Source organism: Spiroplasma diminutum CUAS-1 (assembly GCF_000439455.1).
Lineage (GTDB): Bacteria > Bacillota_I > Bacilli_A > Mycoplasmatales > Mycoplasmataceae > Spiroplasma_A > Spiroplasma_A diminutum.
In genome coordinates this window covers 846,725-870,507 of record NC_021833.1, presented here as the reverse complement: position 1 = coordinate 870,507, position 23,783 = coordinate 846,725, and the positions used below count along the sequence as shown (strand labels likewise).

Genomic DNA, 23,783 nt, shown 5'->3' with positions numbered 1-23,783 from the left:
ATTAGAAATATGTTTAAAGTAAAATTCGCAGATATTGGAGAAGGTTTAACAGAAGGTACAGTTACTGAAGTTTTAGTTAAAATCGGTGATGAAGTTAAAATGGGTGATGCTCTTTTTAATGTTGAAACTGATAAAGTTACTTCAGATATTTATGCACCAGTTGATGGAAAAATTGCAAAAATTTTAATCTCAGCAAATCAAGAAATTAATGTTGGTGATGTTGTTATAGAAATTGATGATGGAAAAGGTGATGCACCTCAGGAAGAAAAAACTGAGATTAAAGCTGAAGAACCTGCTGAGGAAAATGCCTCAGTTGTTGGAGCAACACCAGTTTCAAATGCTTTACTTTCAAGAGGTAGAACTAGAGAAGTTCCACCTAAAAAATCAGCAGCTGAAACAATAATGAATGCTGTAAATAATGTAAATATGCCAGGACTTGTTCCAGGTAAAGGCGGAGATTTAAAACCAGCACCTAAATTTATAGCAAAAGATCCAGAAAATCATTTTGAAGTAATTGTAATTGGAGCCGGAGTTGGGGGATATGTATCTGCTATTAAATGTGCGCAATTAGGATTAAAAACTATGATAGCAGAAAAAGGTAATTATGGAGGAGTTTGTCTAAATATCGGATGTATTCCTACAAAAACTTTACTTAAATCAGCTTATCTATATGAGCAAATTACAAAGCGTGCTGATAAATATGGTATTCAAGTTGATGTAACTGGAGTTAAAGCTGATTGAAAAGCAATTCAAGCCAGAAAAGATGATGTTGTTGGAAAATTAACAACTGGAGTTAAAGGATTATTGAAAAAAAACAAAGTTACTTCAGTTGAAGGTTTTGCTAAAGCAATTGATAAGAACACAGTTGAAGTTAATGGAAAACAATATACATGTGACAATTTAATTATTGCAACAGGAAGTGTTCCAAATCATTTCAATTTACCAGGAGCTAAGGAAGCTATTGAATCTGGATGATTAATCGATTCAACAGGTGCCTTATCATTACCAAAAATACCTAAGGAATTAGTAATTATTGGTGGAGGAGTTATTGGTATTGAATTTGCTTGTGTTTATAAGAGACTTGGTACAAAAGTAACAGTATTACAATTCTTACCAACTATTTTAGAAATGCTAGATAGTGATGTTTCAAAAGAAATGACAAAAGAATTAATTTCTAGAGGAAACTTAGAAATAATTTATGGTGTAAGTACAAAATCATTTGGTAAAAATGAAGTTATATATGAAAAAGATGGTAAAGAATACAAAATTAAAGCAGATTATTGTTTACAATCTGTTGGACGTAAAGTTGTAACAGAAGGATTTGAAAACATTAATTTAGAAATGAACGAACGTGGACATATTAACGTTAACGAATACTGTGAAACTAATATTGATGGAGTTTACTCAATTGGTGATGTTACAGGAAAAATGATGTTAGCCCATGTTGCTTCCCATCAAGGAATTATTGCTGCAAATAGAATAGCAAAAAGATTGGGAAATGATCATGCTGAAGATATGACTATGAACTTTGATAGAGTTCCAAGTTGTATATATACATATCCAGAAGTTGCAGCTGTTGGTAAAACAGAAGATGAACTTAAAAAAGCTGGAACTGAATATAAAGTATATAAATTCCCATTTGCTGCAATTGGTAAAGCATTAGCTGATGGGAATACTGGAGGATTTGTAAAATTAATTTGTGAACCAAAATACAAACAGGTATTAGGTTGTCATATTATTTCAAATACTGCAACTGATATGATTTCAGAAATAACAACAGTTATGGAATCAGAAGCTACAATTTCAGAGATTGCCAGAGCAATTCACCCGCACCCTTCATTAAGTGAAGCTATTGGTGAAGCTGCAGAAGCATTAGAATCTGGAAAACCAATTAACTTTTAAAAATAAAAATATCTTTTAATAAGATATTTTTATTTTTATCTAATATAGATAATTATCCTGGGAATATAATAATTGTATAAGTCCATACACCTTATACATTACAATTTAATGTATAATAAAAGGAAAATTGAATCCCACAGGATTATGTGAAAGGTTAAATATATGTCAAATACACAAATACTTATTTTAGATTTTGGAAGTCAATATACTCAATTATTAGCAAGAAGAGTTAGAAACTTAAATGTTTATGCTGAAGTTATACCTTTTGATAAAACAAAAGCTGATTTAGAAAAATATATAAATTTAAAAGCAATTATATTATCTGGAGGACCAAATAGTGTTTATCTAAGTGAAGCATACACAATTGATAAAGAATTATTCAATTTAAATGTTCCAATACTTGGAGTATGTTATGGAATGCAATTGATAACTGAAATGTTTGGTGGAAAAGTTGAATTAGCAGATTCACAAGAATTTGGTAAAGCAAGTCTATTTTTAGATGATACTTCTAGCTTATTATTTAAAAATATTAGTGATGGAACACAAGTATGAATGAGTCATGCAGATCACTTAACACAATTACCACAAGGATTTAAGCAAATTGCTCACTCTGATTCATCAGTTGCAGCAATTGAGAATAGTGAAAAGCAAATATATGGTATACAATTTCATGCCGAAGTTACTCATTCAGAACAAGGAACTCAAATGCTAGAAAATTTCTTATTTGACATTTCAAAATGTCAAAAAGATTGAGAAATGAGTGAATTCATTAGCAGCAAGATTGAAACTATTAAAAAAACTGTTGGTGATGAACAAGTTATCTTAGGTTTATCTGGGGGAGTTGATTCATCAGTTGCAGCAGCTTTAATATCAAAAGCAATTGGAAAACAGTTAACTTGTATACTTGTTGATACTGGACTTTTAAGAAAAGATGAAGCAAAGAAAGTTATGGATTTATACAATAAAGAATTTGATATGAATATTAAACTTGTTGATGTAAGTCAGGATTTTTATAATGTTCTTGAAGGTTTAACAGATCCAGAAGATAAAAGAAAAGCAATTGGAAAAAAATTTATTGAGGTCTTTACAGAACAAGCAAGAGAAATGAAAGGGGCTAAATTTTTAGCTCAAGGAACAATATATCCTGATGTAATTGAATCTTCAAGTAATGGACATGTTTCAAAAACTATTAAATCTCACCACAATGTTGGTGGATTACCTGATGACTTAAAATTTGAACTTCTAGAACCTTTAAGAGATTTATTTAAAGATGAAGTAAGAGCAGTTGGAAGGGAATTAGGAATACCTGATTTAATGATAGATCGTCATCCATTCCCTGGACCTGGTCTTGGAGTTAGAGTAATTGGTGAAGTTACAAAAGATAAATGTGATATTTTAAGAGAAGCAGACGATATCTTTATTTCTAATTTGATTGAAGCAAATTTATATAATGAAGTTTCACAAGCTTTTGTTACATTATTGCCCGTCAAAACTGTTGGAGTAATGGGAGACAATAGAACTTATGATTATGTTGTTGCTTTAAGAAGTGTCAATACAATTGACTTTATGACAGCAACAAGTACTCATTTACCTTGAGAATTTTTAGATAAAGTTGTAAATGAAATTATTAATAGAGTTGATGGAGTAAATAGAGTAGTATATGATATTACCTCAAAACCTCCTGGAACAATAGAATGAGAATAGGAGAATTACTTTATGAATAATAATTTAAATGGAAAAATAATTAATGATGGAATTACTTTTGATGATGTTTTACTAGTTCCGGGTTATTCGGAAGTATTGCCAAGTGAAGTTAGTTTAAAAACTAAATTAACAAAAAATATTGAATTAAGTATTCCGTTATTAAGTTCAGCTATGGATACAGTTACTGAATCAAGACTTGCAATTGAGATCGCAAGAGCTGGTGGAATTGGTATAATTCATAAAAATTTAACTATTGAAGAGCAAGTTTTAGAAGTTCAGAAAGTTAAAAGAAATGAATCTGGTTTTATTACTGATCCAATTACAATTACAAAAGACACTACTGTTGAAAATGCAAATGAAATTATGGCAACATATAAAATTTCAGGTCTTCCAGTTGTTGATGAAGATTTAAAATTAATTGGTATTGTTACAAATAGAGATTTAAAATATTTTGAGGATTTTAAAGCAACTGTTGATGTAATAATGACAAAAGAAAATTTAATTACAGGAAATCCTTCAAATACTTTAGAACAAGCAAAAGCAATTCTATTAAAAAATAGAATTGAAAAATTACCAATTGTTGATGAAAATAATAAATTAATTGGTTTAATTACTACAAAAGATATTGATAAAGCAATTGATCATCCAAATGCTTGTAAGGATAAAAAAGGTAGATTAAGAGTTGGTGCAGCTGTTGGAGTTAGTGTAGATTGCATGGATAGAGTTGATGCTCTTGTAAAAGCACAAGTTGATATTATTGTAGTTGATTCAGCACATGGACACAGTAAAGGTATTATTGATATTGTCAAAGAAATTAGAAAAAAATATAAAGATTTAGATATTATAGCAGGAAATATTTGTACTGCCCAAGGAGCACAAGCACTTTATGAAGCTGGTGCAAATAGTGTAAAAGTTGGAGTGGGACCAGGAAGTATTTGTACTACAAGAGTTGTTGCAGGAGTTGGTGTTCCTCAAATTACAGCAATAAATGATGTATTTAATTGAGCACAAGACAAAGATGTAACAATAATAGCTGATGGAGGAATTAAATATTCTGGTGATATTGTAAAAGCACTTGCAGCAGGAGCACATTGTGTAATGATGGGAAGTATTTTTGCAGGAACAGAAGAATCTCCTGGAGAAGAAATTATTGCAAATGGTAAAAAATATAAAAGTTATGTTGGTATGGGTTCTCTTGCTGCAATGAAGAGAGGAAGTAGCGACAGATACTTTCAAAAAGGTGCTAAGAAATTAGTACCCGAAGGAATTGAAGCTAGAGTTCCATTCAAAGGAAAAATGAGAGATGTTATTTTTCAATTAATGGGTGGATTAAAAAGTGGAATGGGATATACTGGAAGCAAAAGTATAGATGAATTAAGATTAAACACAAAATTTGTAAGAATTACAAATGCAAGTTTAAAAGAAAGTCATCCCCATGATGTGGAACTTACAAAAGAAGCTCCAAATTATAATAAATAAAAGGTTCATAGGAACCTTTTTTTGTTTTAAAATATTTAAAAGAGGTATTAAAAATGAAAAAAATTAGATTAGATGATATTGCAACAAATGCTTGAAGTAATGCAATGCTATGTCAGTGTGGGAGTCAAGAAGATAAATTAGATATTCACAGACTTTGTATAGTTTGTTTAAAAACAATGGACTATAATAAACATTATTCAAAAGAAAATGGACCAGATGCATGAAATATTAAATTTTATAACAATGAAAATTATAATGAAGTTGAATTTAGTGGGATAACAATGGCTGTTCATAAGGATTGCTTTATATAAAAATAATTAGCATATATGCTAAAATTATTTTGTTATCTTTAAGGAGAAAATAAAATGAAGAAACTTACTGCAAATGAAATTAGACAAATGTGATTAGATTTTTTTAAATCAAAAGATCACTACTTTTTAGAACCTGTTAGTTTAGTACCTGTTGAGGACCCAAGCTTATTATGAATTAATTCAGGTGTGGCTACTTTAAAACCATATTTTGATGGAAGAATGAACCCACCTTCGCCAAGATTAACTAATTCACAAAAATCAATTAGAACAAACGATATTGAAAATGTTGGAGTGACTGCGCGTCATCAAACAATGTTTGAAATGTTAGGGAATTTCTCAATTGGTGATTATTTTAAAAAAGAAGCAATCGAGTTTGCTTGAGAGCTTTTAACTTCTCCAAAATGATTTGATATTAATCCAGAACTTTTATATATAACTGTTTTTAATGAAGATAGTGAAGCATATGATGTCTGAACTAAAATAATTGGTATAAAAGAAGATCATATTTTTAAAGGAACAAGAGATACAAACTTTTGAGATGTTGGTCAAGGTCCATGTGGACCTAATACTGAAATCTTTTTTGACCGTGGAGAAAACTGAGATCCTGAGAAAATAGGTTCGAAACTATTAGAAGAAGATATTGAAAATGATCGTTATATTGAGATTTGAAATATAGTATTTTCTCAATTTAATAATGATGGAAATAATAACTATGCAGAATTACCAAGAAAAAATATAGATACTGGTGCTGGATTTGAAAGACTTGTTTCTATTTTTCAAGATGCACCAACAAATTTTGAAACAGATATATTTTTTCCAACAATTCAAGAAGTTGAAAAACTTTGTAATTCAAATTTTAAATATTCAATTGATAATTACTATAATGAAAACAAAGAGCAAACAAAAGTTAATACTGCTTTTAAAGTAATTGCAGATCATGTTAGAGCAGTAGTTTTTGCAATAAGTGATGGAGTATTTCCAGGAAATAAAGATAGAGGATATATAATTAGAAGATTGATTAGAAGAAGTTCAGTTTATGGAAGAAAATTGGGGATACAAGAAGCATTTTTATATAAGCTAGTTGATAAAGTAATCGAAGCAATGAGAGATTTTTATCCATATTTAATTGAAAAATCAGAATCAGTTAAAGAAATAATTAAACAAGAAGAAATAAGATTTTTAAAAACTCTTTCAAAAGGTTTTGAACATTTAGAAAATATAATTAAAACAGAAAATAAAGTTACAGGAAAAAATGCATTATTATTATTTGAATCATTTGGATTTCCAATTGAATTAACAGTTGAAATTGCAAGTGAATCCAATGTAAGTGTAGATTTAGAAGATTATGAAAGACTGCTTGAAGAAACAAAAGAACTTGCAAGAAATTCAAGAAAAAGTGATAAAGCTTGAAATAAACAATCAGCTATTTTAACAAGTTTAAAAGTTGAAAGTGAATTTATTGGTTATGAAAAAGAGGATTGTTTAACAAAAATTAATTTTATTTTTGAAGATGAAACTTCTTTAAAACAAGCAAAAGATCAAATAGTATTTATGACTCTTGAAAAAACTCCCTTTTATGCAGAAAAAGGTGGACAGGCATCAGATAATGGTTATTTAATAGATAAAAATGAAAATCGTCATTTAGTTATTGATGTACAAACAGGACCTGGTGGACAACATATTCATAAAGTTCAAGTGAGCGGTACTTTAGAAGTTGGTGAAAATGTAAGTGCACAAATAAATAGTGAGAAACGCTTTTACACAATGAAGAATCATTCAGGAACACATATACTTCAAGCTGCAATTCAAGAAGTTTTAGGAAAAGAAGCATTACAAAATGGTAGTTATAATGATGAAAATGGACTAAGAATTGACATTTCTTATAATAGATTGCCAAATCAAGAAGAAATAGATAAAATTCATCAAATAATTTCTAGGGAAATTAAGAATGCATTACCAAGAGAAATCATTTATTGTTCATTAGAAGAAGCTATTGAAAAGCATAATGCTTTAGCTTTATTTACTGAAAAATATGGTGGAATAGTAAGAGTAATTAAATTTGCAGATTTCTCTTGTGAACTTTGTGGTGGAACTCATGTTGAAAATACAAAAGATATTGAAGATTTATTTATAACTTCAGTTGAATCAAAAGGTAGTGGAGTATTTAGATATCATGCTGTAACAAGTCATAAAGAAGTGGCAAACTTTTTAAATGAGCAATTCAGAAAGCAAAAAGTTGAGATTAGTTCAATAGTTGATAAATTTAATAATTTTAAAATTAAATTGGCAAATGAAAATATTGAAAAAGAAATTAATAATATTCTTTCAATGGATATAACAAAAAATAATTTGAATTTAATAAAACAAAAAGTTAATGATTTAAAAAATTTATTTAAGCCATATCAAAAGGAAATTGAAAATTTATTAATTGAACAAAATTTAACAAAGTATTCAAATATTATACCAACTGAAAAAAATGGACTAAATTGAATTGAAATGGAAATTAATGATCTTGAAATGAAAGAACTAAAAACTCTTTCAGATAAATTACAAAATAAATTTGCAAATTTAATTATAAAATTTGCAAATACAACAGAAAAAATATTTATTGTTTCTGTTAGTGAAAATATTTCAAATGAAAATAAAGCAATTGAAATATTTAAGAATAATGGAACTTATGAAGTAAAAGGTGGAGGTAATAATACCTTTGCCCAAGGAAAAATTGTTTAGGGGTAAAAATGAGAAAGACTAACATTGAATTGTTAAGGTTTTTAATGTGTATAACTGTGGTTATGTATCATACAAGAGTAGGTGGCGGAGAGTCAAGTTGAATTTTTGTTTCTTTTGCTCCAATTATAGGAAGTGGAGTTTTAGTCTTTGCACTTATTTCAGGATATTTTATGATTAATAAGAGTTATCCAAGTATTTTAAAACTATTTCTTACTATTGTATTTTATTTAACTGTTATTATATTTATAAATTTAATAATAGAAAGTCTATTTTTTGGAAAAATAGAGGGTTTTAATAAAACGGAGTGATTATACAATTATGGGACAATCAATATGTGATACATATGAACTTTATTATTTGTATATATTCTTTCTATTCCTGTTAATTATTTTTTAAAAAGAACTAATATTTGATATTCACTTTTTGTAATAGTTGCTTGTTATGCAACTTTTTATGGAGTCATTAGACATTTAGAGTATTTTAAAAATTTTTCTATTAATAATATATTTTATTTAAATATAATCTACATGACAGGTGCTTGGTTAAAGCTTCATAGTCATAAATTAATGTATAAAAATAATGATCTGTTATATATTGCATCACTAGTATGAATACCATTAGCAATGATTATAAACATCTTTCTTTTTATAATTATTCCAGGTAAAACGAGTTATTTATTTGGAAATAATAATCCTAGTTCAATTTTTACTGCTGTATCTATTTTTCATATATTTAGTAAATTTAAAATTAAGGAAAATAAAATTATTAATATTTTGGGAAAATTATCCATACCTATATATTTTATTAATTATTCATTTATAAAAATATTCTTACTTTTTGTTTCAAATGTAACAGCAAATAATGATCTTGCATTTATTTTATTAACCAGTTTAGTATTTTCAATTTCATTTCTATTTGCTTTGATTTTATTTTGACCAATGGAAAAAATAATAAACTATTTAAATAATTTTATAATTTCAGTTATTATAAAATGTAAAAAATTTATTTATATAAAAAAGTAGTTTTCATTTTACTGCTTTTTTTTTTTTTTTTTAAATTATAATATTAACAAGCGGGGTAGTTATGAAAAAAATAAAAGAGAATTCATATTTAATAGCTATATTTTCTTTAATTTTTTTAACATTTCCAATTCAAACTATTTTAGAAAATAAAATTGCTATATTAACATTTTCATTAGTTATTGATATAGTTTTAGGAATTATAGCAATATATTTTATTACAAATTTTATTACTAAATTTTTAAAACACGCTGAGAAATATAATTACGAAATTACAAGAAGAAATCTATTGAATATGCATTCATTAAATAATAATTTTAGATTTTATATGACTATGTTTATAACTTTGATCTTTTTTGCTATATCTTTTTGTGTAGCATTATCTGCATTTGAACGTACTGATAGAATTACTGAGGAATTTGAGTGATGAACTCAATTTGAAGGTTCTAAATATATAAATATTGGTACTGTTTGAATAGCATCAATTATTTTTGTTATTTTTGTAAATATATTTTTAATTTACTCAGTTTTTTATCTTTTTGTATGTTTGTTTTTCTACTCTGTAATTAAAATAGTTTCAACTTCAAATCAAGAAGTTTCTGATAAAATTTATAAAGAAGCAATAAGATTAGATATTATGTTGCAAATCATATTTGAAAAAATTAAAGTTATAAATATTCAATCAAATACTCTTAAAGATACCTGAGAAGAAAAAGTTATTTTAATAAGTAATATTGAATCACACGAACTTAAAACATTAAAAAAGGGAACTACACCTCCTGAAATCTTTTAAATTTAATATTTATGTTTTTATTGAAAAAATAATAGGAAAAAATTTTAAATAAGAAAAGAGAAGAATAATATGAAAAAGAACATTTTTTTCTTGTTGATAAAACAAGGACTGAAGGGTGTTTTTAGATATAAAACACAATTTATTCTGATCGTTATACTTGGTTTTTTTGCATCACTTATTTTAAGTGTTACTAATTCCATAAATGACAGAATAAAATTTGAATATGAAAGAACAATGCATAAGGTTGAACCTTTTGATTTTTACAGTGAAGATTCATTAGAAACAATTGGTTCAATTAATTCTAAAAATATGGTTCCAATAATGGACTTTATATCAGATGAATATTTAAAAGATAATGATGGAAATCCACTTGCATATAATGTAAATATAGCAAATGTAAATGGGACTAAAGAGACTTTTATTACAGAAGCTTTAAAAAATGATAAATTTAAAACTGCATTTAATTCTTTAATAAATAATAAAGAATATTATAATCCATGATTTAATTATAAATTTACTGATGGTGATGAAAAACCATATTTTAATGCATATGGTATAAATTCAACTAATTCAAATATCTATCAAACTAATTATTGATATCAGACATTAAAAATAATTAATGCAGAAGATGTAAATTATTCTCCAGTTGAAGTCTATACAAATGAAGATAATTACTATATTGCAAAACAAATGAAAAATTTTACAAATACAACAATCAGTTTATTAAAAGAAGAACTTAATAATGAAATAGTTAATCCTAATTCAAACTTTAGATCTCAGAATTCTACTTTTGCAATTCTAGTCAATAAAGGAATTTTAAAATCTGAAGATATAGTTTCAGATTTAGCAGATTATAATTATTCAGAATTATCAAATTTTCAAAGAGAAATTAATACTTATATTGACTTTGCATTTGTTTCAATAGTATATCAACTAAATAAAATGATTCATGATTATGTTCAATATTGAATGGACAAAGCTATTGAAGAAAATTCAGAAAATCCAAGTACAGAGCTTGTCTTAAATGAATTTAAGAAATCAAGTAAACTTAATAATGAAAATGGAAATGGAAATGGAGATATTCTTTATAACTGATTATTTTCTGATGACTTTAATAGTGAAAATTCAACAGGAAATATTTATGAAGTTGGTGCTAAAGGTCAATTAATTCATGCAGATCAAAAAGGTAATGTTGACGATAAAGGTGACGCACTAAAACTAATTAGTAATGGTAAATATCTTGAAAATATTTTAAAAGGTAAGAATGATTTTATAAAAAAAGATGATTATAAGTATGAAAATGCAAATGTTGCATCATCATACTATGTAAGACAAAATTTAATAGCTCAAGCATCAGAATTGGATCTCAATTCTAGAATGGAAATAGTATATTCAGATAATTCATCTGAAAAACATTTTAGATTTATCTTAATGGATCAATGAGTTGAAGAAAATGTAACTGTGTATCAAGGGAATAAGCCAAGAACTAAAAATGAAGTACTTGTAAATCCCCAATATGCAAAAGCAAATAAAATTAATTTAGGAAGTAATATTAAAGTTGGGCAAGCAAACTTAATTGTTTCAGGTTTTGCAGCAGATCCATATACTAACTTTCCGGTTGCAGAAATGACAGTACCTTTTCCAAATAATAAAAAAGGTGCAATAATTTACTTAAATAAGAATATTGTAAATGAAGTTATTGCCAGAAACGAAGCAAAAGTTGCTACAACAAATTTATATAGATTCATAACATCAAAAAATAAAGATAATTTAGATAAAAATATAAGTATATTTAAATCTCTTAATTATAACTATTTACAAAATTTAAAAGAAGATAATGAAAATAATGAAGGTAAATCAAATATTGTTTATCCTTATTCACTAAAGGGATTTAAATCAAGTGTATTTTCAATTAACTGAATCTTAATGCCTTTAGTACTAAAAACTTTTTCAACAATATCATACATAGTTTGTTCAATAATACTTGCTATATGTATTGTTACAATGTTAATAGCAATCAAAAAAACAATACAGTTTAACTCAGGTGAAATTGGAATTTTAAAAGCATTAGGAACAAAGACAAGTCAAATTGCTATTTCATATATATCATATGGATTAGTACTATTATTATTTGTTGTTCCAATAACATGATTTATTGGGGGATATGTACAAGAGTTATTTTCAATTTTATTCATATCTTACACAGGGGGAGCATATAATCAAGCAAGATTTAGCCCTGAGGCATTAGCTATATTAATGTTGTTATTTGGATTAGGAACTATTCTTGTTTCATATATAACAGCATATATTTTAATAAAAAAACCTGTATTAGAAATTCTTAATAAAAAAGAAGTTGTTAAAAGAATTCAATGATTAGATAATCTAAAATTAAGATTGACTAAAAGAACTAAATTTACTACTAAATTTAGTATTGAATTGGCAATTAGTGGAATTAAGCCAACTTTAGTTTCAACCTTCACTGTTTTAATTGCAACATTATTAGTTACAACTTCAATGTCAATTCCAGGGATGGTAAATACAGCAGTAACTTCATATTACAAAAATGTTAAATATTCAAATCAAATTGAGAATTTAGAGCCAATTGGTAATTCACCATTATCAAAAACTAGTTTATCTCCATGAAATGGTGTTGATTATTATGAGCAATATTTAAATAATGTTAAAGGAAATTATGGAACAGTTGATTATCTTTCTGATTCAATAACAAATGTAACAGGACCAACAGATTATTCTATATTACCTAAATTTTTATTTAGAAAAGACTCAACAAATGGAAATCAAGCAACACCAAATTGAACTTATGATACTTTAAGTAAAAATGGAGAATTAATAAAAATGATTGGGTATTTATTTGGTTCAGGATTACCTCAAACAATTGGTAGAGGTATTAATATCGCAGACATTCAAAGAATAATTGAATGATTAGCCCATACTCATGAGGAAGAAAATTTATTTAATTCTACACAAGATAGAATTAAAAGAATTGATGAACTTACCTCACTTCTATCAGAAGGATTGCCACCAATTTTAAAATCAATATTCCCTGGTGAAGTTGATGATGAAAACGCAAGTAATTGAAAAGATTACATTATGGCAGCTATTCTTAGTGAAACTCCAAGTTATGTAAAAAGTTATTTAAGTAAAAGTGAAAATAGATATAATCAATATTCATTTGGATGGACTTTTACTAACTATATACCAGGAGAAGATGATTTTTATACATCAACTAAATTTATTACAAATCAAAATAAGCAAATGTCTTTAGTAGGAGTACAATCAAACCAAAAAGCTTATAACTTAAAAGAAGATTCAAATAAAATGTATTTAGATTCTGAATCATTAAATAATTTGGAAAAAGTATTAAAAGGTGATTCAACTGAAGATATTACTACAAAAAATGGATTTAAATTATATTCAAATGGAAACTTATATATTCCTGTAACATTAAATGATCAAGCAAGATTTAAAATGAATAATTCAAAAGATTCCATTTTTGGAATAAAAAAATTTATAGCAAAAAGATTTGTTATGTCACAAGATGGAGTTAATATTCCAAATAGTGCATGAGTTTATGATGATGAAGATTGAATTGAGGTTTCACGTTCTTCTAATTCGAGAGATAGATATTTAGATCCTGCAACATTGGATACTTCTAAATTTACTTTCGCAAGTTCATATGAATACACATCAAATGATTTCTCTTTTAATAGAGCTAAAAATGCTAAAAATATAAAAGATTATGCAAAAGGATTTGCAAACTTTTATACAGAAAATGAAATTTTAAAAACTGAAGTTAGACCATATTATAACTATGATAATTTATTTTTAATTATTCCTGATAAGTATGAAGATAGTCTAACTGCATTGTCTAAAGGAGATAAAAAAAATAATTGATATGGACCTCTTACTAAAAAAGAAGTACCTGAATCTACTAAAAAACAATGAGAAAAAGTTTTAGATGGAGAAGAACCTGAAAAATATATATGAATTAGACCTTATTCAATGACTTATGATTCAAACTATCAAGAACAAGAAATTGGAGGAGAAATTGTAAACTTATTAGCTTATAAAAACTCTTTCATGAGACAGAATTTACTTGAAAGTAATCCTGGAATAATAGATAAAGATGTTCAAATGGATTGAAATCTAAAAAGTATAAACTTAGTTCCAGTTTCAACTGTAGATGTTTATGGTAAAAATGTTATTTTAGCAGACCAAGGACTTGCTAATTTAGTACATGGGTACTCAAATTCTCAATATATTCCATATAATTATGTTTTTGAAAAAGATCAAAAGGAAAGCTATAAATTAGCTGATGGTCAAAGTATTAAAACTTATACTTGAAATACTGCAGAAGATTTAAAAAAGAGAAATATTGAAGATCAGATTTGAGGAAATAATGAACAAAAAGCATATAGTCCTTCAAATTGATTTACAGGTATTATGTCTCAATCAAAAGAACCTTACTTTTTAACTAGTCAAGCGTCATTTTCTAAAAATATAAAAACTGGTGAATTTACATTGGGTGGAGAGAGTAAGTATAATGATACAGTTGAAATGGAAAGTGTTGAATTCTTAACAGAACAAAAAGCACTTATAAATCAAATAGCAAATCTTATTTTAACTATTGCCATTTCCTTTATTGTTGTAATTATTATTACAGCTACATTATCAATGATAATAATTACTGATTTATATGTAAATCAGTATAGAAAATTCATGATAGTTATGAAATCACTTGGATATTCAAATTGAAAAGTTATTAAATATTCATTTGGAACAGTAACATTACTTGCCTTAATTGCTTTATTATTAGGAATTGCAGGAAGTATTGTAATGGTTACAATGACTGGAAACTATGTAAAACATAATGTTGGCTCAATTCCATTAGGATTGAGTTGATGAGCACTATTGATATCAACATTATTACTAGTTGCGAGTTTTATTGGTTCGATCTTAATAACAACATATAAAATACGTAAAGAATCGCCTGTCTCATTAATGAAATAAATAAAAAAATCAGCTATATTGCTGATTTTTTATTGACCATAGTTTTTTAAATATTTACTTGCATTTATTTAAATGTTATGTAATAATTTTAAGGCATGTATATTTTGTGTTCATTAGGACAACACACTGAAAAGGGTTGTCAATGTTGAAGGAGGACCAAATGGCTCAACAAAAAATTAAAATTAAACTAAAAGGTTACGATCATGCCATTGTTGACCAATCAATTGCTAAAATTATTGAAGCAGCTGAGTCAACTGGAGCTAAAGTTCGTGGACCAATTCCATTACCAACAGAAAAACAAATTATTACAATATTAAGAGCTACTCACAAATATAAAGATAGTAGAGAGCAGTTCGAAATGAGAACACATAAAAGAATACTTGAGATAGTTGAACCAACACCAAAAACAATGGACTCATTAACAAGAGTTCAGTTACCAACTGGTGTTAATATCGAAATTAAGTTATAGTAAACAATCAAGATATACATGAACAAACATAAAAATGCAGGAGGAAATATCATGAAAGGAATCTTAGGACGTAAGTTAGAGATGACTCAAATCTTTAGTGAAAATGGTAAATTAATTCCAGTTACTGTTATTGCAGTAGAACCAAATATAGTTTTACAAACAAAATCAGTTGAAAAAGATGGATACCAAGCACTAAAATTGGGAACAATCAATAAAAGAGCTAACTTATTAAATAAACCAGATATGGGTCAATTTAAAAAAGTTAACTCAGAACCTAAGCGCTTCGTAAAAGAAATCAGAGATATGGAAGGATACGAAACAGGTGCAACAATAAATGCAGCCGACGTATTCAACGCTGGTGAATTTGTGGACGTTACAGGTATATCAAAAGGTAAAGGATTTGCAGGAGCAATCAAAAGACATAATTACTCAAGAGGACCAATGGGTCACGGATCAGGATACCACAGAGGTATTGGATCAATGGGAGCAATTATTAACAGAATCTTCAAATCTAAAAAAATGGCAGGTCACATGGGACATGAACAAGTGACAGTTCAAAACTTAGAAGTAGTTAAAATCGATACTGAAAGAAATTTAGTTTTAGTTAAAGGATCAATTCCTGGTCCAAGAAAAGGCTTTGTTGTAATTAAACAAAACGTTAAAGGTAGAAAAGCACAAGAAGCAGTTTCATTGTTATCAAGAAACGCTGCTGTTAAAGCTGTTGTTGAACCAACACCAGTTGCAGTAGAAGAAACAGCTCCAGCTGCTGAATAATTAGGGGGACATAAATTAACATGAAAGCACAAGTTTTAGATGTTAAGGGAACATCTCTTAAAGAAATTACATTAAACGATAAAGTTTGAGGTATTGAACCTCATCAACAAGCTATATTTGATACAGTTGTTTCACAACAAGCTGCATTAAGACAAGGAACAAGAAAAACAAAAACTAGAGCTGAAGTACGTGGTGGAGGTAGAAAACCTTGAAGACAAAAAGGTACAGGACGTGCCCGTCAAGGATCTATTAGAGCTCCACAATGAAGAGGTGGAGGAGTAGTATTTGGTCCAACACCAAACATTAATTACAAAAAAGCAGTTAATAAAAAAGTTAGACAATTAGCAATTAGAAGTGCTTTAAGTATCAAAGCAAAAGAAGCAAATTTAGTAATATTAGATAAATTTGCATTCTCAGTACCTTCTACAAAAGAAATGCTAAATGTTATGAAAAACATTAAAGTTGAAAATCAAAAAGTATTAATAGTAACTAAAGAACACGAAGAATTAGTTGTTAAATCATCAGGAAACATTCAAGGAATTAAAACATTAGATTTCCAAAAAATGAATATATTTGATTTATTAAACGCAACTAAATTAGTTCTTACTGAAGAGGCTATTAGCAAAATCGAGGAGGTGTATGCATAATGCATTTAACACAAGTTATTAAAAAACCTTTGTTAACTGAAAAGACTTACTTAGGTCAACAAAATGGTGCATACACATTTGTTGTTGATAAAAAAGCAAACAAAACTTTAATTAAAAAAACATTTGAAGAAATCTTCAAAGTAAAAGTTTCAGACGTTAGAACTATGAACTATGATGGTAAAGATAAAAGAATGGGAAAATTTGTTGGTAAAACAGCAGGTTTCAAAAAAGCAATCATAGTACTTAAAGACGGAGAAACATTAGATATCTTATCAGACTTATAGTAATAAGAAATTAGTACTATAAATTGTCAAAAGATTAGGCGAAAACAGGAGGATATATTATGCCAATCAAAAAATACAAGCCTACGACTAACGGTCGCAGAAATATGACTAGCTTAGATTATAGTATCCTTACAACTTCAAAGCCTGAAGGTTCATTAGTTTCAAAACTAAATGAAAAGGCTGGAAGAAATAATCATGGTCAAATAACAACTCGCCACAAAGGTGGAGGGCATAAAAGAAAATATCGTATCATTGATTTCAAACGTAATAAATTAGATATTGCTGGAAAAATCGCAACTATCGAATATGATCCAAATAGAAATGCATTTATTTGTTTAATCAACTATATCGATGGAGAAAAAAGATACATCTTATTTGCAAAAGGAATGCAAGTAGGTCAAGAAATTATTGCTGGTGAAAATGCAGATATCAAAGTTGGTAATGCAGCACCATTAAAAAATATTCCTGAGGGAACATTAATTCATAACGTTGAATTAAGACCAGGAAAAGGTGGACAAATTGCACGTAGTGCAGGAAGTTCAGTACAAATACTAGGTAAAGATGAAGAAGGAAAATATATCACTTTACGTTTAGGTTCAGGAGAAGTTAGAAAAGTACTTGCTGAATGTTATGCAACAATTGGTGAAGTAGGAAATGAAGAATACAACTTAGTAAACTGAGGAAAAGCTGGAAGAAACCGTTGAAGAGGAATTAGACCAACAGTTCGTGGGTCAGTAATGAACCCAATTGATCACCCTCACGGAGGGGGAGAAGGTCGTGCTCCAATTGGACGTAAAGCTCCATTAACACCATGAGGTAAAAAAGCTCTTGGAGTTAAAACACGTGATAAAAAGAAAGCTTCTACTAAATTAATAGTAAGAAGAAGAAACGATAACAAATAGGAGGATTAGAAAATGTCAAGATCATTAAAAAAAGGTCCCTTTGCAGATGACTATTTAATTAAAAAAGTTGAAGCATTAGGTGAGAAAAAAGAAACAATTAAAACTTGATCACGTCGTTCAACAATCTTCCCAAGCTTTGTTGGTCACACATTTGGAGTTTACAACGGAAAAGAATTTATCCCAGTTTATGTTACAGAAGATATGGTAGGTCACAAATTAGGAGAGTTTTCACCAACACGTAAGTTTGGTGGACATGGTGATGATAAGAAAAAGAAAAAATAGTCATAGGAAATAGAGGTTTCAAAAATGGAAGCAAAAGCAGTATTAAATATGATTAGAATATCACCTAGAAAAGCTAGACTAGTAATTGACACTATCAGAAATAAAAAAATATCAGAAGCTGTAGCAATTCTTCAAAATCAAGACAAAAGATCTTCAGAACCAGTATTAAAATTATTAAATTCAGCTGTAGCCAATGCTGTTAACAACAACGGTATGGAAGCAGATCAATTATTTGTTAAAACAGCCTTCGTTAATGAAGGAGCAACATTAAAACGTTTTAGACCAAGAGCTCATGGTAGAGCTTATGAAATTTTAAAAAGAACTAGTCACATTACAATAGTGGTTAGCGACGAAAGATAGAAGGGAATTATAGAGTATGGGACAAAAAGTATCTCCAAACGTTTTACGTATTGGTGTTATTAGAGGTTGAGAAAACCGTTGATACGCTGAAAAAGGTGAATATGTTAAGTGATTACACCAAGATATCAAAATTAGAAAAGCTGTTGAAAAGTTATTAAGAAATGCAGCGCTTTCAAAAGTTGAAATCGAAAGAACTAAAAAAGAAATCACTCTAGTAATTCGTTCTGCTCGTCCAGCTGTTGTTCTTGGACAAGAAGGTAAAAATGTTGAAAATATCGTTTTAACAGTAAGAAAAACAATTAAAGATAGAAAAGCTGATGTAAAAGTTAAAGTAATTGAAATTAAAAATCCAGATGTTGATGCAAAATTAGTTGCTCAATTTATTGGAGAACAAATTACAAACCGTGCATCATTTAGAACTGTACAAAAATTAGCAATCAGAAAAGCTTTAAAAGCAGGAGCTAAAGGAATTAAAACTTCAGTTTCTGGAAGACTTGGAGGAGTTGAAATGGCTCGTACTGAAGGATATTTAGAAGGTTCAGTACCATTATCAACTTTAAGAAGTGATATTGATTATGCTCTATATGAAGCAAGAACTACATATGGACAAATCGGGGTTAAAGTTTGAATTAACCACGGGGAAATTATTGGAAAACAAAATCAAAACAATTCTAAAGTGATTGAGGATAGAAAACCTCAAAGAACACCAAGGGAGGTTAAATAGTTATGTTAATGCCCAAAAGAGTTAAATTCCGTCGTCCTCACAGAGTGAGTTATGAAGGAAAAGCAAAAGGTGGAAAATTCATCGCTTTTGGTGAATATGGATTAATGTCATTAGATGGAGCATGAATTACTTCAAGACAAATTGAAGCAGCTCGTATTGCTATGACACGTTATATGAAACGTTTTGGTAAAGTTTGAATTAGAATATTCCCTCATATGGCAATTACTAAAAAGCCATTAGAAGTACGTATGGGATCAGGGAAAGGTTCTCCTGAAGAATGAGTAGCAGTAGTAAAAACTGGCCAATTCATGTTTGAAATTGGTGGAGTTTCAGAAGAAGTTGCTCGTGAAGCTCTACGTTTAGCAATGCACAAATTACCAGTGCGTTGTAAAATTGTTAAGAGAGGTGATGAATAATGTCTAAAGCAGTTGACTTCATGTTGGAATTAAGAACAAAATCAGTTGAAGATTTAATCAAACTTGGTGAAGATCGTCGTGCTGAATTATTCGCACTTAAATTCCAAGCTGCTGTAGGTAGTTTAGAACAAACTCACAGAATTCCCTCACTTAAAAAAGATATAGCAAGAATTGAAATGTTATTAAATGAGAGAAAAAATGCTGGAGAAGATATTAATAAAACTATTAAAGCAGATTACTCAAAAGCTGTTGAAGAAGCTGAAAAAGCTGGAAAAGAAGTTCGTAAAAAACATAAAGAAATGATTGAAAAACTTCAAAATGAACAATTTGGAACAGGGTCAGAGGTTTCAGAAGATGCAATTATGGCAGCAATGCAAAATGCAACTCAAGATTCAAATGATGCTCCAGTTGAATTAGAAGTTAAAAAACCATCTACAAAAACTTCAACAACAAAACAAGCAGCTCCTAAAAAAGAAGCTGCTCCAAAAGTAGAAGAAAAAGAAGCTGCTCCTAAAAAAGCAACAACTACAAAATCTACTGAAACAAAAGAAGCAGTTAAAAAACCTGCTGCAGCAAAACCTGCTGCAGCAAAAACTGGTGAAGCAAAAGCAACTGGTAAGGGTAAAGCAGCACTTGATAGTGTTGAAGTAAAAGCTCTTAAAGTTGGAGTAGCTAAAGGTGAAGATATTGAAGGTATTGATTTAAAACTTTCAAAAAAACCTAAAGATGCTAAAACATATACATTCGGATCAAATGCCGAAGAAGCAAAAAAACAAATCGAAGAAGCTAATAAAAAAATAGCTGAAAAAAAAGCAGCAAAAACAACAACTACAAAAGGAGCTAAATAACCATGGAAAGAAATTTAAGAAAAACTTATACTGGTAGAGTAGTTTCAGACAAAATGGAAAAAACTATCACTGTTTTAGTTGAAACATACAAAAACCACCCAATTTACAAAAAACGTGTTAAGTATTCAAAAAAATACAAAGCACACGATGAAAATTCACAAGCTCAAATGGGAGACAGAGTTGAAATTATGGAAACTCGCCCAATGAGTAAAACTAAAAACTTTAGACTTGTTAGAATTATTGAAAAAGCAATAATCTAATTTCAGAGGTACAACAGAATGATACAAAATGAATCAAGATTAAAAGTCGCTGATAATTCAGGTGCTAAAGAAATATTAGTTATACGTAATTTAGGTGGAAGTGTTAGAAAGTTCACAAACATTGGAGATATAGTTGTTGCAACTGTTAAATCAGCATCACCTGGTGGAGCTGTTAAAAAAGGACAAGTTATTAAAGCTGTTATTGTTAGAACTGTTAGAGGTTTAAGAAGAGCTGATGGAACATACATTAAGTTTTCAGAAAACGCTGCAGTTATTATTAAAGAAGATAAATCACCAAGAGGTACTCGTATCTTTGGTCCAATTGCACGTGAAGTAAAGGACGCTGGATTTGCAAAAATTGCATCTCTAGCTCCCGAAGTGTTATAGAAGGGGAACTTTTATGAATAAATCAAAAATCTTAAGAGGAGATGTTGTAAAAGTAATCGCCGGAAGTCATAAAGGAAAAATTGGACCAGTAGTGAAATTATCAAAAGATAAAAAAAGAGTTTATGTTGAAGGAATAGTTGCAATTAAACATGCAAAACCTTCACAAACAGATCAAGAAGGTGGAATTAGAGAAATACCTGCAGGAGTAGATATTTCAAACGTTTCATTAGTTGATCCAAAAGTAAAAGATAGTGCTACAAGAGTTGGATACAAAATTGCAGATGGAAAAAAAGTTAGAATTGCTAAAAAATCTGGATCAGAAGTTAAATAGGAAAGGGATAAGTTAATATGGCAAAAGCAAATGTTAATAGATTAGAAAAACAATATAAAGAAAAAATAGTCCCAGAATTATTTAAAGAAAAGCAATATAAATCAATCATGCAAGTTCCAAAAATCACAAAAGTAGTTATCAATATGGGAATTGGAGATGCTGTGCAAGATACTAAAAAACTTGATGATGCAGTACTCGAATTACAACAAATTACAGGACAAAAACCTCTTGTAACTAAAGCTAAAAAATCATTAGCGGTATTCAAATTGCGTGAAGGTATGCCAATTGGTGCAAAAGTTACATTAAGAGGAAAAAGAATGTATGAATTCTTAGACAAATTGATTTCAGTTGCGTTACCACGTGTGCGTGACTTTAGAGGGGTACCAAAAACTAGTTTTGATAAACAAGGAAACTATACAATGGGTATCAAAGAACAAATAATCTTCCCAGAAATTGACTATGATAAAGTTAAAAAAGTTCGTGGGATGGATATCACAATAGTTACAACTGCAAACCAAAAGGACGAAGCGTTTTCATTATTACAAAAAATGGGAATGCCTTTCGTTAAGTAATTGAGGAGAATAGGATAAAATGGCAAAAAAATCATTAAAAGTAAAACAAGCAAAAGTCCAAAAATTCAAAGTTAGAGAATACACACGTTGCGGAAACTGTGGTAGACCTCATTCAGTTTTGAGAAAATTTAATCTATGTCGTGTATGCTTTAGAGATTTAGCATACAAAGGACAAATCCCTGGTATTAAGAAAGCTTCATGATAGTGAAAGGAAAAAGAAATTATGACAACAGATGTAATCGCAGATATGCTTACTAGAATTAGAAACGCAAACCAACGTTTCCACAAAGAAGTGTTAATTCCAGGAAGCAAAGTAAAATTAGAAATAGCAAACATTCTTAAAAAAGAAGGTTTCATCGAAGACTTCAAAGTTGCAGATGACTTTAAGAAAGACATTACAATAAGCTTAAAATACAAAGGGAAAATTAGAGTTATTAAAGGATTAAAAAGAATTTCAAAACCAGGATTGAGAGTATATTCAAATTCTCATGACTTACCTCAAGTATTAAATGGGTTAGGTATTGCAATCGTTTCAACTTCAAACGGAATCATGACAGATAAAGAAGCTCGTCACCAAAATATTGGTGGAGAGGTTCTAGCATTTGTTTGATAAGAGAGGGAATTAATATATGTCACGTATAGGAAACAGAATATTAGCAATTCCAGCTGGAGTAGAAGTTAAAGTTGAAGCAAATAACGTTGTAACTATAAAAGGATCAAAAGGAGAGTTAACTCAAACTTTTAGTCCATTAATTGAAATTAAAGTTGAAGGTGCAGAACTAAAAACTTTAAGAACAAATGAACAAAAACACACAAAACAATTACATGGAACTACAAACTCACTAATTCAAGGTATGTTAACTGGAGTTAATGAAGGATTTATAAGAGAACTTGAAATTGTTGGGGTTGGTTATCGTGCTGCATTAGCAGGAAACAAAATCAACTTATCACTAGGGTTTTCACACCCAGTGGAATACACAATTCCAGAAGGAATTACAGTAGAAATCCCTAAGCCAACAGAAATTAAAGTATCAGGAATTGATAAACAATTAGTTGGAGAAGTAGCAGCAAATATTAGAGCATACAGAAGACCTGAACCATATAAAGGTAAGGGAGTTAAATACAAAAATGAAAAAATCATTAGAAAAGAAGGTAAAGCAGCTGGTAAGTAGGCTGTTGCTAAGGAGAAGTAAATATGAAATACACTAAAGCAGAAGCAAGAAAAAGAAGACACTATAGAGTAAGAAATAAAGTGTCTGGAACAAGTGCTAGACCAAGATTAAATGTATTTAAATCAAACTCATACTTCTATGCTCAAATAATTGACGATGTAACTGGTGTTACTTTAGTAGCATCATCATCAATAAAAATGGGATTAAAAAATGGATGTAATATCGATGCAGCAAAAGCTGTAGGTAAAGATATTGCTGAAAAAGCAAAAAGTAAAAAAATATCTGATGTAGTATTTGATAGAGGTGGATATTTATTCCATGGTAAAGTAAAAGCTTTTGCAGAATCTGCAAAAGAAAATGGTATGAAATTCTAAAAGGAGATAAAG

25 protein-coding genes and 1 pseudogene are annotated in these 23,783 nt (G+C 28.8%); all 26 read left to right on the top strand.

Annotation, left to right across the window (positions count from 1 at the left end; all coding sequences use genetic code 4):
* Positions 1 to 9 precede the first annotated feature (9 nt).
* The 26 genes and pseudogenes from lpdA (at position 10) to rplR (ending at position 23,771) form a co-directional block, all read left to right on the top strand.
* Positions 10 to 1,902, top strand: a complete 1,893-nt coding sequence (gene lpdA / locus SDIMI_RS04080) for a dihydrolipoyl dehydrogenase (RefSeq protein ID WP_020836721.1) — start codon at positions 10 to 12, stop codon at positions 1,900 to 1,902.
* 162 nt (positions 1,903 to 2,064) lie between these two features.
* On the top strand, positions 2,065 to 3,606 hold the full coding sequence (guaA, locus tag SDIMI_RS04075) for a glutamine-hydrolyzing GMP synthase (RefSeq protein ID WP_020836720.1): 1,542 nt from the start codon (positions 2,065 to 2,067) through the stop codon (positions 3,604 to 3,606).
* 12 nt (positions 3,607 to 3,618) lie between these two features.
* On the top strand, positions 3,619 to 5,085 hold the full coding sequence (guaB, locus tag SDIMI_RS04070; RefSeq protein WP_020836719.1) for an IMP dehydrogenase: 1,467 nt from the start codon (positions 3,619 to 3,621) through the stop codon (positions 5,083 to 5,085).
* A 53-nt stretch (positions 5,086 to 5,138) separates the two neighbouring features.
* Positions 5,139 to 5,396 carry a hypothetical protein gene (locus tag SDIMI_RS04065; protein ID WP_020836718.1) on the top strand — a complete coding sequence of 86 codons (258 nt, stop codon included), beginning with the start codon at positions 5,139 to 5,141 and terminating at the stop codon, positions 5,394 to 5,396.
* Between the two features lie 54 nt (positions 5,397 to 5,450).
* Entirely contained in the window at positions 5,451 to 8,126 is a 2,676-nt protein-coding gene (alaS, locus tag SDIMI_RS04060) for an alanine--tRNA ligase (protein WP_020836717.1), read from the top strand.
* Positions 8,127 to 8,134: 8 nt separating this feature from the next.
* The gene (locus tag SDIMI_RS04055) at positions 8,135 to 9,148 is read left to right on the top strand and encodes an acyltransferase family protein (protein WP_041618324.1); all 1,014 of its coding nucleotides are present in this window, start codon (positions 8,135 to 8,137) and stop codon (positions 9,146 to 9,148) included.
* Between the two features lie 61 nt (positions 9,149 to 9,209).
* Complete coding sequence (locus SDIMI_RS04050) at positions 9,210 to 9,938, top strand: hypothetical protein (protein WP_020836715.1); 729 nt, start codon at positions 9,210 to 9,212, stop codon at positions 9,936 to 9,938.
* Positions 9,939 to 10,007: 69 nt separating this feature from the next.
* Positions 10,008 to 14,969 (top strand): ABC transporter permease, encoded by a 4,962-nt coding sequence (locus SDIMI_RS04045; RefSeq protein WP_020836714.1) that lies wholly within the window; start codon positions 10,008 to 10,010, stop codon positions 14,967 to 14,969.
* A gap of 160 nt (positions 14,970 to 15,129) precedes the next feature.
* The gene (rpsJ, locus tag SDIMI_RS04040) at positions 15,130 to 15,438 is read left to right on the top strand and encodes a 30S ribosomal protein S10 (RefSeq protein ID WP_020834754.1); all 309 of its coding nucleotides are present in this window, start codon (positions 15,130 to 15,132) and stop codon (positions 15,436 to 15,438) included.
* A gap of 51 nt (positions 15,439 to 15,489) precedes the next feature.
* Positions 15,490 to 16,212, top strand: coding sequence for a 50S ribosomal protein L3 (rplC, locus tag SDIMI_RS04035; protein ID WP_020836713.1), 723 nt, complete (start codon positions 15,490 to 15,492; stop codon positions 16,210 to 16,212).
* Between the two features lie 20 nt (positions 16,213 to 16,232).
* Positions 16,233 to 16,859, top strand: coding sequence for a 50S ribosomal protein L4 (gene rplD / locus SDIMI_RS04030; RefSeq protein WP_020836712.1), 627 nt, complete (start codon positions 16,233 to 16,235; stop codon positions 16,857 to 16,859).
* A complete protein-coding gene (gene rplW, locus SDIMI_RS04025; RefSeq protein ID WP_020836711.1) occupies positions 16,859 to 17,143 on the top strand; it encodes a 50S ribosomal protein L23 in 285 nt (94 codons plus the stop codon). The genes rplD and rplW overlap by 1 nt, the downstream gene beginning before the upstream one ends.
* 59 nt (positions 17,144 to 17,202) lie before the next feature.
* Positions 17,203 to 18,045, top strand: a complete 843-nt coding sequence (gene rplB / locus SDIMI_RS04020; protein ID WP_020836710.1) for a 50S ribosomal protein L2 — start codon at positions 17,203 to 17,205, stop codon at positions 18,043 to 18,045.
* A 12-nt stretch (positions 18,046 to 18,057) separates the two neighbouring features.
* Positions 18,058 to 18,327, top strand: coding sequence for a 30S ribosomal protein S19 (gene rpsS, locus SDIMI_RS04015; RefSeq protein WP_020836709.1), 270 nt, complete (start codon positions 18,058 to 18,060; stop codon positions 18,325 to 18,327).
* 24 nt (positions 18,328 to 18,351) lie between these two features.
* On the top strand, positions 18,352 to 18,687 hold the full coding sequence (gene rplV / locus SDIMI_RS04010) for a 50S ribosomal protein L22 (RefSeq protein WP_020836708.1): 336 nt from the start codon (positions 18,352 to 18,354) through the stop codon (positions 18,685 to 18,687).
* A gap of 16 nt (positions 18,688 to 18,703) precedes the next feature.
* The gene (rpsC, locus tag SDIMI_RS04005) at positions 18,704 to 19,411 is read left to right on the top strand and encodes a 30S ribosomal protein S3 (protein WP_020836707.1); all 708 of its coding nucleotides are present in this window, start codon (positions 18,704 to 18,706) and stop codon (positions 19,409 to 19,411) included.
* Positions 19,412 to 19,413: 2 nt separating this feature from the next.
* Positions 19,414 to 19,827, top strand: coding sequence for a 50S ribosomal protein L16 (rplP, locus tag SDIMI_RS04000; RefSeq protein ID WP_020836706.1), 414 nt, complete (start codon positions 19,414 to 19,416; stop codon positions 19,825 to 19,827).
* Positions 19,828 to 19,847: 20 nt separating this feature from the next.
* Positions 19,848 to 20,252: pseudogene (rpmC, locus tag SDIMI_RS04750) on the top strand (50S ribosomal protein L29); the annotation flags it as partial.
* A 425-nt stretch (positions 20,253 to 20,677) separates the two neighbouring features.
* A complete protein-coding gene (gene rpsQ, locus SDIMI_RS03985) occupies positions 20,678 to 20,935 on the top strand; it encodes a 30S ribosomal protein S17 (RefSeq protein ID WP_020836704.1) in 258 nt (85 codons plus the stop codon).
* A gap of 18 nt (positions 20,936 to 20,953) precedes the next feature.
* Positions 20,954 to 21,322, top strand: a complete 369-nt coding sequence (gene rplN, locus SDIMI_RS03980; protein WP_020836703.1) for a 50S ribosomal protein L14 — start codon at positions 20,954 to 20,956, stop codon at positions 21,320 to 21,322.
* Positions 21,323 to 21,335: 13 nt separating this feature from the next.
* Entirely contained in the window at positions 21,336 to 21,653 is a 318-nt protein-coding gene (gene rplX, locus SDIMI_RS03975; RefSeq protein ID WP_020836702.1) for a 50S ribosomal protein L24, read from the top strand.
* 17 nt (positions 21,654 to 21,670) lie between these two features.
* Positions 21,671 to 22,225 carry a 50S ribosomal protein L5 gene (gene rplE / locus SDIMI_RS03970; RefSeq protein ID WP_020836701.1) on the top strand — a complete coding sequence of 185 codons (555 nt, stop codon included), beginning with the start codon at positions 21,671 to 21,673 and terminating at the stop codon, positions 22,223 to 22,225.
* A gap of 19 nt (positions 22,226 to 22,244) precedes the next feature.
* Positions 22,245 to 22,430: a type Z 30S ribosomal protein S14 gene (locus SDIMI_RS03965; protein WP_020834740.1), complete on the top strand. Its 186-nt coding sequence runs from the start codon at positions 22,245 to 22,247 to the stop codon at positions 22,428 to 22,430.
* Between the two features lie 18 nt (positions 22,431 to 22,448).
* Positions 22,449 to 22,838, top strand: a complete 390-nt coding sequence (rpsH, locus tag SDIMI_RS03960; RefSeq protein ID WP_020836700.1) for a 30S ribosomal protein S8 — start codon at positions 22,449 to 22,451, stop codon at positions 22,836 to 22,838.
* Positions 22,839 to 22,854: 16 nt separating this feature from the next.
* Positions 22,855 to 23,397, top strand: a complete 543-nt coding sequence (gene rplF, locus SDIMI_RS03955) for a 50S ribosomal protein L6 (protein ID WP_020836699.1) — start codon at positions 22,855 to 22,857, stop codon at positions 23,395 to 23,397.
* A gap of 23 nt (positions 23,398 to 23,420) precedes the next feature.
* Positions 23,421 to 23,771, top strand: coding sequence for a 50S ribosomal protein L18 (gene rplR / locus SDIMI_RS03950; protein ID WP_020836698.1), 351 nt, complete (start codon positions 23,421 to 23,423; stop codon positions 23,769 to 23,771).
* Positions 23,772 to 23,783 lie beyond the last annotated feature (12 nt).